Here is a 15076-nt window from a genome sequence, read left to right as displayed (position 1 = left end):
CCCTCCTAAGCACAGATCGCGCGGAGCGCGGCGACGATGTTGCGATTGGCGAAGTAGTACCAGTTTTGCTCAACCTCCGGGTCGCCCTCGTCATCTACGATATTGTCGCGAAAGCCGACCCCCTCCTCGATCTTGATGGCGTGCTCTAGCAGAGCGAGAATGCCAGCAACGCTCGTCGGCACCACCGATGCGAGCGCACATTCCGCATCGCTCTCAGCATCGCCCACACGGCCCATCTCTCGTTGAAAAGCTATCCATCTGGGGTCATCGCTTTCCACAATCTTGCTGGGGCTCGTCGTTCGTTGACGTTCCTGCGGAATCGCTGCCTCTAGCCCCTCTTGCTGGTCGACAAGCTCGTCGTATGCGGCCATGGCCCGCTTGTGCGTTTCGATCGCTGCGAAGATGGGGTCAGGCTCAGCGGCATGGAGTGCCGACCCGGGGGCCGGGATGGCGGCAACGGCCGCAGCCGATCCCAAGACGGTGAGGATGTTTCGGCGGGTTTGATCGGCGGGTGTGATAGTCTCAATCTTAGTTCTCATGGAAATGATCCTTTCCGTGGGGATTAGCAGTCTGCGGGCGCTGGAACGCTCGCAGGCTGCGCTTACGGTTGCCCAGCTTGAATATGGACAACTGGCACAACTTGTGCCATAAATTGGCACATGTCAACCAACTTGTGCAAAGAGCCCAATGCCCCTAGAAATCGATGTCATGAGCGAAAAGAAAGACCAGCGAATCCCGGTGATGATGTCGACTGACGAGGTCGACGCAATCGATGCGTGGCGGCGCAAGCAGCAGGACCTGCCGAGCCGCTCCGAGGCGATCAGGCGGCTGGTCGAGATCGGGCTGAAGTCGAAGAAATGAGTTGCGCGCGCCCTGAGGTTGCGCGAAGTTCCTACAAGGGGGGATTCAAGTTAGCATGACGATAATGCCGGTCATACCCGACCTTCTCGTCTGGGCGCGGGAGCATCCTTAGCGAGTCCAGAGGATTATAGGCAATTGGGGATTGTACACGTTGCTACAAGGGGTAGTGATTAAATTTTTAGCGGCGTTTTTTCATGGCCAGAATGGCTTCATAGGCTTTTCGGCGGAACCTATCGTGGGCACCCACGAAAAGGCACGAGGCAAGCGCAATCTTCGCTTGCTCATACGTCGCAGGCAGGCGAGCTTTGGCGATGTCGATGTTGGTTGGAAGTGCATTCATAGAGCCACACGCTCGCTTGGCTGTCGATCCAGCTGCCTCTCGGCATGTTCGTGATCACCGACGAACGAAAGACGAGTACGCGAAGAATCCCATACGTCTGTCGCCAGCAAAGTATGAGCGTCAGATGCATTAACGGACCGGAATTCTTCGCAGAGGTCGGCATCCACCCTTAGCACAGGCATTGTGGGTTAAGGCTGCTATCCGCGCCTTCGGCCGCTTCAGTTTCTCGCGCAGGGCCACGTACTCATTCCAAGCCGGCTCCGAGACACACTTCGGTCGCGACATCTTCGTCGTCGGCTTCTGCGGCTTCGGTTTGGGCGCCACGGGCGGCCCGAGAATTTCCAACAGCTTCCGCCGCAGAACACGCGTGAGTTGGTCCTCGATGCCCAGATCGGCCAGCGTCGCCTGCAGTCCGACAAGATCGACGCTGTCGAACGCCTCGATCCATTCCAGGCCCCGGTCGACCCACGAAGGCTTCATGCAGCTTGAAACCGATCGCAGGATCGGCTCGGTCAGCGCGGTGGGGCCATTCGTGCTCTCGGCAATTGTGCGCAATAGCAGCGTGACCTTCTCCTCGCCTTTTTCGGGGAATCGCTTCGCGTCGATTGTCCGAAAAAGGTCGCAGCGTCTAAGCACCATCTGCAAGTGAAGCCGAACGTCCTTCGGGAGATCGCCGATTTCGATCGCGTCGAGGATGACCTGGAGGCGGGATGCGAATTCTGGGCGGTCATGCGGCTCCGGGGGGCTCGGTTCTCGCGGACTACGTGGCCGGCCGACGCGAGGCGGGATGTCGTCGTCATCGTCGTCGTCAGGTCGAGCGCGCGCCACATCTCCACTCCTGTAATTGGCGGGCCCGCCGCGCGTTCATCCGGCGTCGGCGAGCCCGGTTTCTGGCGAGGCAACCCATCCCCGCCAAATCAAAATCAACCCGCGAACGCGCTCATCAGCCCTGGTAGCCGTACACGTTGACGCTATTGTTGGTGTTGCCGGACCCGAGCGACGGGCAGGATACGGTGATGGCCGTGTTGGCCGCGCTTGCGGGAAGCGGAGGATTGAACTGGACATCCAGCGGTGGCATTGAGCGCCGTGGCTCCGGCGACGGCGGCGTGGATGTAGGTCAACGTGCCACCAGCCACACCGGTGACTGTCACCTGAACCACTGCTGCCGCAGTCAGCGCCAGCGCCGCGCACCGAAAACCCGGATATATAGTTGACAACCCCCGGGGTGGCCGCCAGCGATGCCGAGGCAATCGCAGCAGCAACGTTGCCAGATGAACCGGTGACCGCGTTTTTGCCGCCAGCATAGTGACCCATGGTGCCCTCCTACTTGTGCTTGCGCGCGCTAACCGACGCGAGCCGTGCGACTTCCGCCCTCATTGAATCAATTTGCTTGCGCTCGTGCTTCGCTGCGTGCGCTACGTTCTCAATCGCGGCCATTTCGGCAACCTGCTGCAAAGCCGCGGCCCATTGGATGTCGTGATGTTGCCTGGGCGCGAGCCGGCGCGATGGAATCCGGCGTCGATACTCGCGGCGCAATTCCTCGAATCGTTGAGTCGCGAGCGACATCGTGTTCACAACCAGATTTGAGGCATTAGGACATCGGCCTGCATCAGCGCGAACTGGCACGAGGCATATGTCTCGGCAGTCGTAATTGCAGAATTCTCCAAATACGTTCCGGCAGAACTCACGACCGCATCGACCCAATAAATCTCGTCCTCTGCGGCAGCAGACAAGCGTGGAGTCCATGTGACCGGATTCGACCCGGCGACATTGTCCGTCCACGTTTGCGCCGCGCTGCCTTGCGTAACGTAGATTCCGATCAGGACGTCGTTTGCGTTCGTGGTCGTGATGGATGGCAGTGAGAGGGATGTGACCGCCGTGTCATTATGCTGGATGGCGCTGACATCAACGGGGCTGGATGTCGCCACGCCACCATATTCAGCGATGGCCCAGTAGACGTTTGTTGCCGCCGCAAACGTTGCGGTGACAGTTGGCGTGCCAGCCGCGGTGTTGGGGAAGATGTAGACGTTGAGATTGTTAGCCGAAGAATTCCAGAGCGTTTGCCGGACCAGACTATATTGCGTGCTTCCATTGACGCTGTCAGTCAGTCCCGTGAGGCTGGTGTTGCTCGAGCGGATGCCGACCACCAGACACGATCCGGCGGTGACGGGGCTGTTGAAAGTCAGCGACTGGGATGTGTTAGAGGCAGAGAAGGCCGCGTTGCCTTGTATGAAGCCAAATGTCATCTGTTACACCAATGGGGGAGTTGGCAGCGGATTGTTGATTCGAGAGGAGAACGGCTGAGTACCCGAAGCATCGAACTCGACGTTTGCGTACCAAACCGCCATCGGCGGCGCCGTGCCCGAAGTGTCGTCGCCTCTGTACAAACTCATAATCGGCCGGTAGGGCGCGAGCGTCGAATTGCAGAACGCGCCGGTGTAATTTAGGATTTGCACGCCGTCGAACCACGTTTTGCAAAAGCCGTTCGGCGCGTTGTCCGGACGGAACGTTGTTCGGACGTGATGCCACTGGCCCTGTGCGCAATTGGCCGTCGATGTCGGGTTCCAATTGTTAATGTTGGTTCCGGTCTGACTTAGAAAACCCCACGTGAAAAACTTACCGAACACACCGCCGTCTTGCGGAACGGTCAGGGCGTGAATGGGACCGCCGACCACGCCAGCGCCGCTATCATGCACTTCATATAGCGTACAGAAATCATCGGCAGAGCCGATCGCCGAGCCGCTTTCAATCCAGAGCGAAAATGAAATATCGCACGTCGTTTGGAAGGGAAACGTAAAGGACGATGTTAAATGGATTCTGTCGACGCCCTTTGTTGGACTATCGTATGGCGCATAATCTCCGGCATGAATTTCGAAACGCCACAGGTTTAGATAGTTTGGATCGTTGACATTGATCATCGTCCGCGGATACGCGGCGCCGTGTCCCTGGACCTCGCAAAGTCCCATGCCCGGAGGCCCCGGCACGTACAAACTATTTCCTGAGCCGGTTGAAACATGTTTATAGGGAGCAACGTTCGTCGGTCCGGTGCTCAGGCCGAGATAGCCCGCCAGAGGCTTGACACCAACCGCCGCCAAGAACGTATAGAGCGCCTGGCTCAACGCGAGCTGCTGCGGTGCCGTCAGCTTCGACCCATAATGAACGATGGCCGTCTGGCGCGTCGTGTAGGAGCCGCCGGGGCTCTTGAAGATCTGGACCGTGCCGCTGTCCACGCCATGCGTCTGGACCTGGGTGCCCAGCGACGCGCCATCGAGGAACGCCTCCAGCGTGGAAGACGTATCCTCTTGCTGCAGCACCCAATGGCCTACCGTAGAGCCCCACTGGCTGCTCCACGTCCCCGTTGTGGACGTATTGAGGCCGCCGGTCATGTTATTGATGGTGGCACCGGTGGCGGATGCCACCAACGATGTATGACTATTACCGCCAGTCGTTTGGAAAACGCTGATGCCGTCGGTCGAGTCCTCGCTCAGACAGAAGTGCCCAAACTCGGCACTGCCGTCGACAGCCTTGCCGGAGTTGACACCAAACGTCGTCGAGAACCAGCCGGTCGAGCCGTCACTGGCGACATAGGAATAGGGCTGATAGGTCAGGCTGCCATGCGGCGTCAGAAGCCCCACCAGCGGGTTGACCCAATTGTAGTTGCAAGCGTTCTGGCTCGGGGCAGCAAAACAATAGAACAGGTCGAAGGTTGACCACACCCCGGCGCTCTTGAGAGAGCTGATCATGGTGTCGACCGCCTGCAACCACGCCGCCGGGGGACTCGGCGAGATCGTGGCCGCAAGCGTATTGGTCTCCGCGTTCGCGTAGGCCGCCGCGACGGGCGCGGCTGGCGGATGCACGATCGTATACATGGTAATGGGCATGCTGCTAACTCACCCCCTGCGCCAATTCTGCTTGCCACCAACGCTTTGCGGAGCGCGCTGCTCGTGATCTGCGCGATCTTTGCGGGCAACATCCCGGCCTGCGGCGCGGATGATCGCCTTGCCGTCTGGCTGTGCAACTGGCGTAGCCTTGCCGAGAGGCTGCTTGGGATTGCCGCCACCCTGGGCCGGCTCAAGTTTCTTGGACATTGGTGTTTTCCTTGTTTGCGAGAAATCAATTTCGATGATGAAACGCTCTGCCATCACGGTGCGCCGTCCTCCAGCTTCGTCCGGCCCTCGGATACTGCTTTCATCGTGGCCATTGCCGTTTGTGGGTCCATCGCGTCGAGTTGCTCGCGCGTGATCACCGCCGGTGCATTGTCGACGACAGTGCCGGTCTCTTTCGAGATGAGGCCATCGACGAGCGTGAACGCGTCCTCGAGAACGGCCATCTGCCGATCTTCCTCCGCAAACTGCGCATGCTGCGGACCGAACGCCGCTTGCTCGGCAGCCTTCCGAACGGTATCGATCTGAGCATCAGACAAGCCGCTCATGATCGGTAGCGGCGCATTCAAAACCGCGTCCATGGCCTCCCGAGTTGCCATCGCAACGCGTAGACGCTCGCCCAGCGGCTGAGAGCGAATGAAATCGAGGATTTGCCTGCGCTGCTCCTGCCCGTAACGGTCCGTCTTGTCGACCGGCGGCAGTCTCAGGTTCTGCTTCCGGTTCTCGATGTCGGCGTGCAGGTTTTGGGATCGGGCCTTCAATTGCCCCATGTGCTCGCCAAAACCACCCTTCATCAACTCTGCCAAGAGTTCGCTTCTACCAAGATCAGATAACCGTAAATCGCTGCGAATGCCGGCCGCCTTCTCCTGAACACTGGCCAGGATGCCAAATGCGGACTCGATAATCTCGCGCTGCTCCTTAAAGCTCTCGGGAATATGTTGTAAAAAGTTATCCTTCATTGTCTATTCACCACCTTTGCTTTCGCCTCGCGTCTTAATGTCTCGGCCTTGAACCACTGCAAATCATTCCCCGACAAAGCACCGCGCGCATAAGCCTCCTTGGCCATCCTGTAGTTTTCATCCGGGCTCGGCTCGGGCTCGGGCTCGTCCCGACCGCCAAGCCCAATCATCACGAAACAGCCAGTGCCAGGACGATTGATCGCCTCAGCAATCGCGCCAATGCAGTTGGAGCCACCCGCCACGAGACTGAGTCCCCGACGCTCCGGGTCAATCATCAGCTCGTGCAACGCCCACACAAGCGCGTCGACTCGGTCCGGCGATCCGCTGCCGGCGTAGCCGCTGGTCGTCATCGCGGCCATCTGGTCTTCTAACTCAGTGAAAGATCCTACGTGCTTGACCCTGCCCTGCTCATACAGCGCCGCAACCGGCTCGGCGCGCTGCGCCTTACCCCTGCTTGCGACGACCTCTTTGAACGGGACGCTCGGGTCCGCCGTCCGAATGACCGCCTCGACCATCGCACCGCCAAAATTGCGCTCCGCAACTATCCGGTCTGCCGACCAACGGTGATAGGCAGTCACCGCAGCTCTAGCCCATTCGTCAGGGCTGGCCTTCAGCGACTCGTCGGCCAACACATAGCCGCAGTTATCCTCGCCAAGAGCAGCAACGATGATGCCGATCTCGTCCCCGTTGTCGTCATTGCCCCTCGTGCCGCTCGGGTCGATCGCGACCACAACACGTTTCAAAAACGGAAACTTCGCAACCCGGTTCGCATCGATGGTTTCACGGAGCCACAACGCGCCCTGGTAGTCGTCGAGCAGCTCGGCGTACAGCTCTTGCCTGCCTAACCGCGTGCCCTCATATCGCGTCTTGACGGCCTCAATGAACGGCGCAGCCAGGTTCTGCTCGTTGTCGAACGTGCTGCCCCTCGTGACGATGACGTCGGCGCGGGCCATGAGCTCGCGAATGATCTTCACCGGCTTCGGTGTCGTCGTCACCAACCAGCGGGGATGCTTGCCTAGGCGCAAACCGAACGCGGCCATGTCCCACGTCAGTTGCGGCGAATCCCACGCGCCGAGCTCGTCCGCCCAGAGCAGGTCATGCTGAGGGCCTCGCAAGCGGTCGCCCTCCTCAGCGGAAAAGCAGGTCGCCTGCGCGCCATTCGGCCACGTTAAGCGCCTCTTGGACGGCTCATATGACGGCCTCAGCCACGAGTTAGCCGAAATCGACAGAATGCCGCTCTCGCCCTCGACCATAACGTCTCGGACGTCCGCAGCGGTGGGACCAACCAAGGCAATGCGGCCGGCATCGCCGGTCTCGACCATCTCCTTGACCCACTCGGCGCCGGTTCGAGTCTTGCCCCAACCGCGACCGGCAAGGATCATCCACCCGTTCCAGTCGTCACCACTCGGCGGCAGCTGCTCAGGGCGCGCCTGCAAGCGCCAGCCGCCACGGAGAGCATCAGCGAGAGAGCCCGCGAATTTATCCATGATGGGCGTGCTCCAGCAGCGCTGGGACGGCTTTAGACGCCCGCTGAGGGGCCTTCGACTCGAGGGCATCCAATGCAGCGATTACAGCCCGGGTCGCCTCAGGGAATGGCCCTAGGGCTTGCACGATGGTTGCCTGCGCGCGGATAAAATCAGGGTGCTGAGTCAGCACGTTGACGTTGTTCGTGATGTTGACGTTGCGCGCCAGGTCGCCGAGTTCGCCCGATATCTTGGCAATGACCTCGAGCACCGACGTCAATCTGCCGGCGACATAAGCACAGCCCCGGCTATCACTCGCTTCGGCGCAGACCGCCAGCTGGCCCATAAGGACTGTGCGCACGGCATGCAGGTGGTCGAGCACGCTGCCGCCCTGCTCTGCTGCCTTGGCCGCCAGTTCCTGCAGTTGCACCGGGCCGAGCAGGTACGAAGCCTTCATCTCGGCCGACACGTGACGATGCCAATGCCGATCGACGGCGTTCTTGTGGACGCCAAATTTGTCAGCCAGCGAAACCAAACTCGCACCGCCGGCTTTTAATAACTCGATCCTCCACCGATCCGGGTGCTTGCAGACCTGACAGCCGCGCGCGAAAATCTGCCCCGCACGCACGCCTCGCGCGGGAGCGCGTTGGTGGTCGAATTGCTGGTTTTCAATCACTTCATCGGACATGGTACGGACACAACGACACATGAGAAAGCAAAAGTCAACTTTATCAACAAGTTGTCAGACATTGTCCCGTGATAACACATCTCAGGACATTCTATGTCAGCGTGTGTCATGTGGTGAATATGTCACCCGCGACAGTTCGGCGAACGCCGAAGTGTGTCGTTGGCAGCGCAGGCGGTCGGATGGGGTGGGCGCCCACCTCCGTCACGCTCACGAGACGGCCGGAGGGCCGGAGACGTTGGCACCTTTGCCGCCGTTGATGCCCCGGTTTAAGTCTTCCATGAAGGGATTGGTTGGCTTTGTCCGTTGCCCACAACTGCCTATCCCCGAGCGGTGAGGGTGTGTGCACGCGTGCGTGGCGTGCCACCCCTCATAGGGGTAGGCAGGGGTAGGTTAGCCACACGGGTAACACGGGGGTTGCACGCAGGTTGCACGGGAGGTTGCACGCTCATGGTTTGGCCCATCCGGCGACCAGTTTCTCGAGTATCTGGCGCTCGCTCTCCTCGGCGGCCTTCAGCACATCGAATTGATGTTTCGGCAGGTGGTCCTCGATATACATATCGACCAGCAGCCTGAGCATGTTGGGCTGTATGGCGTCCAGTTCGACCGAGATGTCGCCGAAGTTCTTGGACCTCGTGTCCGTCGACTTGGTTGGGCGGGTGGGCAGTTTCCAGATGTCGATTTGAGCGGGAGTAACGGCGATGCGCTGGAAATGCATCTCGGCATCTGGTGCCATCTCCTTCAGGGTGGCCTCGATCTTCTCGCCCGCATTGACGCCGGAGGGGTCATAGTCGCCGAGATGATAGATGTAGCTCGGCACATCCAGTTCATTGATGTATTCGGCTGCGCTATGGAGGAATGACAGGCTGGCGTAGCCACGAGCCACCATAAGGGGCACGTCGTACTTGCTCGTGATGGGAAGGACGACACCGGCTAGGGCGTCCTTCTCGAGCCAGACCTCGACGTAGCAGCCCGCGTCTTTCCAGAGCGATTTCCTGTAAAGGCGCGCGGTATCTTGCAGGGCCTCTTGGATGCCGCCGAAGGTGGTGGGCTTGCGCTGCCACCTGGTGTTGTCCGCAAGCCAGTCATACGGTAACTTGCCAGCCTTCCGCATCAGCACCAGATCGGTCTGCACCTTGGTGTAGCCGGCCTCCGACTTTTCGACGATGCCGCGCACCGTGGCCTGATAGAAGACCTGCCGCACCGTCATCGGCTTCATGTCGTGGACGATCCGCCAGAGCGCGGTTCGCCGAGCCCCGACCTCATCCTTGGTTGCCCTCACTCTTTTTATCGGGCTAGCCTGATAAAGCTCACTCATTGCTTCACCGCTAGCCTTTGGTGTGGCCGGGACGGTCGTCCGTATTCCTGGACATAGATTTTATTGGCCGTGAACAAGCGCGACATGGTCTCCTTGAGCTCGTTCTTGCTGAACCTGTGCTTTTTGGCCTCAGCCTCTCCGGCAAAGACGGCTGGCGCATTGGTTGGTGAAGAAAGGTTGTGGCTGACGTTGCGCCCTTCGCCAGCGAAGCGGCGCAGCAGATCCAGAAATATTTCGTCCGCCTTGACCTCGCGCGCCAGCTTGTCGAGGTTGGTGACACCCGCCTCTGGGAGGAACAGGCCCTGCTGATATCGCAGCACCATGGCTTCGCCGCGCGGGCCGTATTGGTTCTTCTTGAACTCAATCTCGCGAAGGTCGTTATCGGGTTGCTCGCCCTTTTTGGCCGTGACGCCCTTGAGGTACATCCGGAATCGGAATGCGCCGTGCCATGCCGTTGATCCCGAGATGCCGGTGCCCGAGCTGATGCCGGCCAAGCTGGGGTGGCTCAAAACTGTGACGGACCCTCCCGCAACCTTGGCCAGGGCCTGCATGTGCATGGCGAACGCGTACACCTGCACTCGGTCGATTTCGTTACCGGCGAAAGCGCGGCTTAACGTGTCGATCGAGACATTCTTCGGCTTGACGTCGCCCGCGGCCTCAAAGAGTTGCTTATAGAGGCCTGTCACCTCGATCTTGCCGCTCTTGGCGACTGTGCAGAGTGTCGCGTCTTGGCCAAGCAGAGGCAGAACGCGAAGGCCGCCATTCACTAGATCCTTGAATGTCACGCCGTAGTGCTTGGCTATGGCCGCGAGGCGAATATGGATCTCGTCCGCATCGTCCTCGGCACCGAGATAGAATGCGGGGCCGGGTTCGGGCACTGAACCGAGCCAGTCCTTCGATGTGACATGCGCGACGTTGCGCATGAGCTCGATGATGCTCTTGCCGGTGCCTCCTTCGCCTGAAAACAGTCCGGCTTGATTGAGTGGCACTCGATCTCGAATGGCCCACTTGCGTTCCGGTGTTGGCTGGCTGTCCCAATTGGACATGTCGAGCCATTGGAGCGGTTTGGGCGCATCTGGCGCGATCGATGGCGCGTCCACGTCTATATCTTTCGAATCGTCTTCCACAAACATCTCTTTCATTGCGACGCTGCCTTTTTCCGAGTCATCAGCGCGTCGTTAAGATCGCTTCCGACGGTGGAACGGAGAGTTGATGTTTTGCGCGAGGCGATGTGATATCGGCGTCGGCATAGTTTGGTGGATCGTGTGCTCGCAGCGCCCGACTCGATGGCGATCACGAGTTTCTTGACGCCGTCCAACACCGGGAAAAATGAAACGGCGCCGACACTGCCGACCGCCCAGCACGGCAACGTCATTTCCGCCTCGCGCGGAGACATGGCGGTTTCCAGGCCTTCCGCGATCAGCAACTCGTCACCGGCCGGGGCCAGCTTGATGGCGCTGCGATGGACAACGCCGAGCATGCGACGCTCAGTCTTTGGCCATCGTCCCGGCATATCGACCCGGATACGATGCACCGCGGTGACGACGTCGTCGTCGATCGACGTGAAGGCCGCGACAAGGCACGGAATGCGATCGGTATTGCCGGTGTCCTCATTCCGCCAAGGTGTTCTCGGGTGGAAGCGCAGCACAGACCCAGCAATGTCGTCGTACAGTGTGAGGGCACGCGAGTTCAGGTATGCCTCGGCCGCCGTACCGCGTGGGTCCACACATTCATTCCAGAGGCGTTGCGCTCGCTCGATCCGCTCCAGGTCTTCCTCGGTGCGCCTCATTTCGTCTGCCTCCTTGTTGATCGCCGCCAGATCCCACTTGTCGACGAATGCAGGGGCGAGCGCGCGGTGCTGCTCGTTGCCGTCCCCAGGCTCCCATTCGGGAAGCCCGAGCCGCTCGCGCACATGGTCTCGGCATAGGCGCCAGTCGTCGCCGCAGTAGCTGTGACACAAGAAACCATCAGGCGCTGTCGAGCATAGCCGGACGGATAGCGATCGATCCTTGGGTGAATGCCCCGGCCCGGGTGCCAATACTTGGCGCCCGGAGACGTCTCCGCCGAGGGCGTGTGCAATGGTGCGTAAATCCATTGGCGCCCCCTAAAACGGAATTGAGTCGTCGAGATCGAGATCGCGTCGGCCTGTGTACCGTGATGCGACTTGCCGATCCGATTTCGGTTTCTTGTTGCGCCCGATCTGCGACAAGCGCGCATGAAAGCTCATGACCGACAAGCCGTTGCGCTTGCTGCCGTCGGTGCCGGTCCATTCATTGAGCGAAAGTTTGCCCTCGATGTAGACGCGGGCGCCCTTCACCATCTTATCGGCAACACCGATCGCGTCCGGATCGAATGCGAGAACGCTTATCCATTGGCAGGTGTCACCATCGCCAACGCGAACGTTCAACTTGAGGTAGGGCTTGCCAGAGGCGGATGTTTTGCTCTCAGCATCGCGACCGAGCGCGCCAAAGAATGCACATTCAATCATGTTTGGTCTCTCTTGTTGCGGAGACCGGCGACGAGTTACTTGCGCCCTCGGGAAGAAGCGGTTAGATGGATTGCTTGCTGTCGGTGTGGTGTCGACGCAATCAATCTAGACCGCGGCCTGTGCGAAGCTCTCGCGCTGGTCGCGGTTTGCTTTAGGCGGTGCGGCGCCGCTGGTTGGGATGGCGCACCTGGTTCTTGAGCCAGGCAGCAGCCTCGGCGACGGGAATGTAGACTTTCCCGGCGAACTGCACCCAAGGCAGTCCGTCTGCGCGATTGCGATAGCGCGCGACGGTGCGCGTGCTCAGGCGATTAGCTGTGGCAAATTCAGTCTGCTCGGCGTAGCCGGCAAGGATGTCCGCGCCGGTTGGATCTGCGGTGGTCATTGCGCTGTCCTTATTGTTGGCCGTTGGGCCAGTGGAAGACAGCGAACTAATAATCACCGACAACACTTGACTGCAAAACTATAAGCGTCAGCGAAATCCCGATTTGGCTGACGCTTAGGCCCCTGCCCGCCTTGCCCTGATATAGTCGCGGGCGCGCGATCCAAATTTATCATGTGCGCTATAGGCCGTGGGCTTCGATACGTTGAAGTCCTTGGCCGCGATCATGGCGGCGGCATCAATCCCGGCGCCTGAATTAATTTCCTCTTCCATTTTCAGAGCAATTGCCCAATTGCGTGACTGATTTCTCGCCCGACCTCCGGTGGACGTACTCCCCCTGCCGGCGCCGCCGAATCCAAGCGCTGCGCCAATTTCCTTTGCCTCGTCTGGCCCAGCAGCCTTGATGATCTCGTTGATGAGTTTCGCCCTATCCGAGAAGTAGCCAAGCACCCATTCAGGAACATCAACCCCAGCGGTCGTGGCAATTCGAATTGCGTGCCAGGGCAGCCATGCATCCGCGCTTTCTTCGAAATCGATCCGGGCCGACTCGAGCGCGATCTGAGCCACACCCGGAATCTTGATGGCATCATCAAACTTCATGACCGCCCCCGCGTGATGTCGACGACCTCAGCGGACGGTTTGTTGCCGTTGCCGGCATCGATCACGACACCGACTCGATTGGCGGCCTCGCGCAATGGATCCACGAAAAGATGTGCATATCGATTGGTGGTCGCTGGATTGGTGTGACCCAACAGCTTGCCGATGATTTGCAACGAATTGCCGCCACTGGCCAGGATCGAAGCGAAGGAGTGTCGCAGGTCGTGCATCCTAACGTCGCTGATCTTTGCCGCCGTCCTGATCTCCTCCCAGGCGCGTTTGATACTGTCGCGGGGTTGGCCGGCGATACGTCCAGGAAAGACCCAAGGCGAAACCTCTACCTTCTCCTTCGTTGCCTTGGCTTCTGCGGCGCTACGAAGACCATCCAGGAGCAGCAATGCCGGGGCCGAGAGTGGCGTGTGGTGCAATTTTTTCTGCTTGGTGTGATGGCTAAGCTTCGTCCATGTTCCCTCTGGTCCGTGCTCGCCCTCACTGAATTTGAATTGGTCCCACCGTGCCCTCAAAGCCTCGCTCTTGCGGCATCCGGTTAGCATGGCGAGTTTTAGGATATCGACAGCCTGTCTGTCCTCGTGCCCGTCCAGAGCCGTTAAGAGCCTCGCCAGTTCGTCTTTCGGATCAACGTAACGCTCCCGATTGTGCTCCGGATTCCGCTCTGTGCCCTTCGTGGGATTGAACATCGCCCATCCTTTGTCCTTCTTGGACCCGTTCCACACGATCGCTCGATTGAACATATGGCTGACGAGCGCAACCACACGGTTTGCGGCATATTTGCCACCGTCCTTACCGACCTTGCGGTGAAGATTCTGGATGTCCTCAGGCTCGACGTCGACGACTAGGGTGCCGGCTTTGAGGATCGGCAGCACATAGTTGTCGATCTGCCCCTGGTAGCCGCTCGCTGTGCCTTCGCTGTTGGTCTCCCGCGACTCCTCCATGAATTTCTTGCACAGCTCACCCACGGTCTTTTGCGACCGGTCGGCCTCGACCTTCGCAAGAGGATCCTCGCCCAGGTCTATAAGCTTTTTGAGCCGGTCGGCCTCCTTGCGGGCGGCACCGGTGCTCCAGCCTTCCGAGCCCCGAATACCAACGCGCCCGATGGTAAAGCGGCGCTCCCGTCCGGATCGGGTTCTGTAGTTCAGGATAAAGGATCGCGATCCGCCAGCGGTCACCCTGACGCCAAAGCCGCTGACGTCATCATCGTAGGTGATGCGATTTCCGGCTTGTGGAACCGGTAGCTTCTGGACGGTGGTATCGGTGAGCTTCATGGGGCCGTGTCCGCACTATGTCCGTCCGACACAGTGCCGAACGTGGCAGAGAGTGTCAGGCCATGACCGTGATTTGTCAAACGGGGGCAAAATGAATTCAATGACTTAGTTACGGACACGCAATTTTATTAGCAATTTCAATCACTAAGCAATTTGGCCCAAAAAGGACTTTTAATCACGGGGTCCTGGGTTCGAGCCCCAGCGCGCTCACCAAATAAATCAAGCACTTAGGTAGGTTTTTTGAACCGCTCTTGGAGGCGCTTTTTTGCTTGGGGCCACAACCGGGGCCACAACAAAAAACCACAAGAAGGCGGCGGTGAAGAAGCCAGCCCCGACAACGTCATCAATCTGATGGATGCGCTGCGCCAGAGCCTAGCTTCCGACGAGACTGCCAAGCCGGCCAAGCCGCCGCAGGCAGCCAAGTCACCTGCGAAAAAGCGGCCGCGAAGAAGCGCAAGGCGAGCCAAGGGGAGTCCCGGTGATGGAGCGACCATCATTGATTTATAACGTTTGCCGCGTACATCCCCTCCGCATCGGGTCTACGGCTTCCTAACGACCGAGGCGAACGCGGTGGTGACGCCGATCCATCCCAAGGCCATGCCAGTGATCCTGACCATGGACGAGGAGCGCGACATTTGGATGCGAGCGCCGTGGGACGAGGCGAAGGCGCTGCAGCGGCCATTGCCGGATGACGCGCTGAAGATCGTGATGCGTGGGGAGGAAAAGGAGGATAAGGTCGCGGCCTAGATCGGTCGATGTAGGCACGATGCTGGTTGCACGCTGACAATCGACTCGTCGATCATTTGCACGGCGGCATCA

Annotated in this window: 19 protein-coding genes and 2 pseudogenes; 3 read left to right on the top strand and 18 right to left on the bottom strand. The window is 59.5% G+C overall.

The features are described from left to right. Nucleotides 1-5: 5 nt before the first annotated feature. Complete coding sequence (locus tag A3AI_RS0131475) at nucleotides 6-539, bottom strand: hypothetical protein (RefSeq protein ID WP_024519393.1); 534 nt, start codon at nucleotides 537-539, stop codon at nucleotides 6-8. Nucleotides 540-708: 169 nt separating this feature from the next. Between A3AI_RS0131475 and A3AI_RS48115 the strand changes: the two genes are divergently transcribed. Beyond that, nucleotides 709-861, top strand: a complete 153-nt coding sequence (locus A3AI_RS48115) for a hypothetical protein (protein ID WP_156928024.1) — start codon at nucleotides 709-711, stop codon at nucleotides 859-861. Nucleotides 862-1039: 178 nt separating this feature from the next. Here the strand turns inward: A3AI_RS48115 and A3AI_RS48110 are convergent, their stop codons facing one another. The 17 genes and pseudogenes from A3AI_RS48110 to A3AI_RS0131380 all read right to left on the bottom strand — a co-directional run bounded on the left by A3AI_RS48110 (nucleotide 1040) and on the right by A3AI_RS0131380 (nucleotide 14257). Continuing rightward, a complete protein-coding gene (locus tag A3AI_RS48110) occupies nucleotides 1040-1201 on the bottom strand; it encodes a hypothetical protein (protein ID WP_156928023.1) in 162 nt (53 codons plus the stop codon). A 129-nt stretch (nucleotides 1202-1330) separates the two neighbouring features. Next, nucleotides 1331-2029: a hypothetical protein gene (locus A3AI_RS0131455; protein ID WP_024519392.1), complete on the bottom strand. Its 699-nt coding sequence runs from the start codon at nucleotides 2027-2029 to the stop codon at nucleotides 1331-1333. 115 nt (nucleotides 2030-2144) lie between these two features. Further along, nucleotides 2145-2279 carry a hypothetical protein gene (locus A3AI_RS50040; RefSeq protein WP_283807294.1) on the bottom strand — a complete coding sequence of 45 codons (135 nt, stop codon included), beginning with the start codon at nucleotides 2277-2279 and terminating at the stop codon, nucleotides 2145-2147. A gap of 245 nt (nucleotides 2280-2524) precedes the next feature. Further along, on the bottom strand, nucleotides 2525-2767 hold the full coding sequence (locus A3AI_RS0131445) for a hypothetical protein (protein WP_156928022.1): 243 nt from the start codon (nucleotides 2765-2767) through the stop codon (nucleotides 2525-2527). Between the two features lie 5 nt (nucleotides 2768-2772). Further along, nucleotides 2773-3447, bottom strand: a complete 675-nt coding sequence (locus A3AI_RS0131440; protein WP_024519390.1) for a hypothetical protein — start codon at nucleotides 3445-3447, stop codon at nucleotides 2773-2775. A gap of 3 nt (nucleotides 3448-3450) precedes the next feature. After that, the gene (locus tag A3AI_RS0131435) at nucleotides 3451-5082 is read right to left on the bottom strand and encodes a polysaccharide lyase family protein (protein WP_156928021.1); all 1632 of its coding nucleotides are present in this window, start codon (nucleotides 5080-5082) and stop codon (nucleotides 3451-3453) included. A gap of 9 nt (nucleotides 5083-5091) precedes the next feature. Continuing rightward, nucleotides 5092-5343: a hypothetical protein gene (locus A3AI_RS43725; RefSeq protein ID WP_036050183.1), complete on the bottom strand. Its 252-nt coding sequence runs from the start codon at nucleotides 5341-5343 to the stop codon at nucleotides 5092-5094. Next, nucleotides 5343-6044, bottom strand: coding sequence for a hypothetical protein (locus tag A3AI_RS0131425; RefSeq protein WP_024519387.1), 702 nt, complete (start codon nucleotides 6042-6044; stop codon nucleotides 5343-5345). The genes A3AI_RS43725 and A3AI_RS0131425 overlap by 1 nt, the downstream gene beginning before the upstream one ends. Before the next feature lie 254 nt (nucleotides 6045-6298). Continuing rightward, nucleotides 6299-7531 (bottom strand): annotated as a pseudogene (locus A3AI_RS0131420) (DNA-packaging protein); the annotation flags it as partial. Then, the gene (locus A3AI_RS0131415) at nucleotides 7524-8195 is read right to left on the bottom strand and encodes a hypothetical protein (protein WP_024519385.1); all 672 of its coding nucleotides are present in this window, start codon (nucleotides 8193-8195) and stop codon (nucleotides 7524-7526) included. The pseudogene A3AI_RS0131420 and the gene A3AI_RS0131415, both read right to left, overlap by 8 nt. Before the next feature lie 445 nt (nucleotides 8196-8640). Beyond that, a complete protein-coding gene (locus A3AI_RS0131410) occupies nucleotides 8641-9411 on the bottom strand; it encodes a hypothetical protein (RefSeq protein ID WP_245286994.1) in 771 nt (256 codons plus the stop codon). A gap of 95 nt (nucleotides 9412-9506) precedes the next feature. Beyond that, nucleotides 9507-10652: an AAA family ATPase gene (locus A3AI_RS0131405; RefSeq protein ID WP_024519383.1), complete on the bottom strand. Its 1146-nt coding sequence runs from the start codon at nucleotides 10650-10652 to the stop codon at nucleotides 9507-9509. Then, entirely contained in the window at nucleotides 10649-11422 is a 774-nt protein-coding gene (locus A3AI_RS0131400; protein WP_024519382.1) for a DUF7146 domain-containing protein, read from the bottom strand. Before A3AI_RS0131400 ends, A3AI_RS0131405 begins: the two co-directional genes overlap by 4 nt. A 192-nt stretch (nucleotides 11423-11614) precedes the next feature. Beyond that, a complete protein-coding gene (locus A3AI_RS0131395) occupies nucleotides 11615-11998 on the bottom strand; it encodes a single-stranded DNA-binding protein (RefSeq protein WP_024519381.1) in 384 nt (127 codons plus the stop codon). A gap of 151 nt (nucleotides 11999-12149) precedes the next feature. Then, the gene (locus A3AI_RS0131390) at nucleotides 12150-12380 is read right to left on the bottom strand and encodes a hypothetical protein (RefSeq protein WP_024519380.1); all 231 of its coding nucleotides are present in this window, start codon (nucleotides 12378-12380) and stop codon (nucleotides 12150-12152) included. Nucleotides 12381-12494: 114 nt separating this feature from the next. Beyond that, nucleotides 12495-12977 carry a hypothetical protein gene (locus tag A3AI_RS0131385; protein ID WP_024519379.1) on the bottom strand — a complete coding sequence of 161 codons (483 nt, stop codon included), beginning with the start codon at nucleotides 12975-12977 and terminating at the stop codon, nucleotides 12495-12497. After that, nucleotides 12974-14257, bottom strand: a complete 1284-nt coding sequence (locus tag A3AI_RS0131380) for a tyrosine-type recombinase/integrase (RefSeq protein ID WP_024519378.1) — start codon at nucleotides 14255-14257, stop codon at nucleotides 12974-12976. Before A3AI_RS0131380 ends, A3AI_RS0131385 begins: the two co-directional genes overlap by 4 nt. A 240-nt stretch (nucleotides 14258-14497) precedes the next feature. Between A3AI_RS0131380 and A3AI_RS48105 the strand changes: the two genes are divergently transcribed. Then, on the top strand, nucleotides 14498-14764 hold the full coding sequence (locus tag A3AI_RS48105; protein ID WP_156928020.1) for a hypothetical protein: 267 nt from the start codon (nucleotides 14498-14500) through the stop codon (nucleotides 14762-14764). Nucleotides 14765-14785: 21 nt separating this feature from the next. Beyond that, nucleotides 14786-15004 (top strand): annotated as a pseudogene (locus A3AI_RS0131375) (SOS response-associated peptidase); the annotation flags it as partial. Between the last annotated feature and the right edge of the window lie 72 nt (nucleotides 15005-15076).

It is taken from the genome of Bradyrhizobium sp. Tv2a-2, from assembly GCF_000472425.1.
GTDB lineage: Bacteria > Pseudomonadota > Alphaproteobacteria > Rhizobiales > Xanthobacteraceae > Bradyrhizobium.
This window is presented reverse-complemented; position numbering and strand designations above follow the sequence as displayed.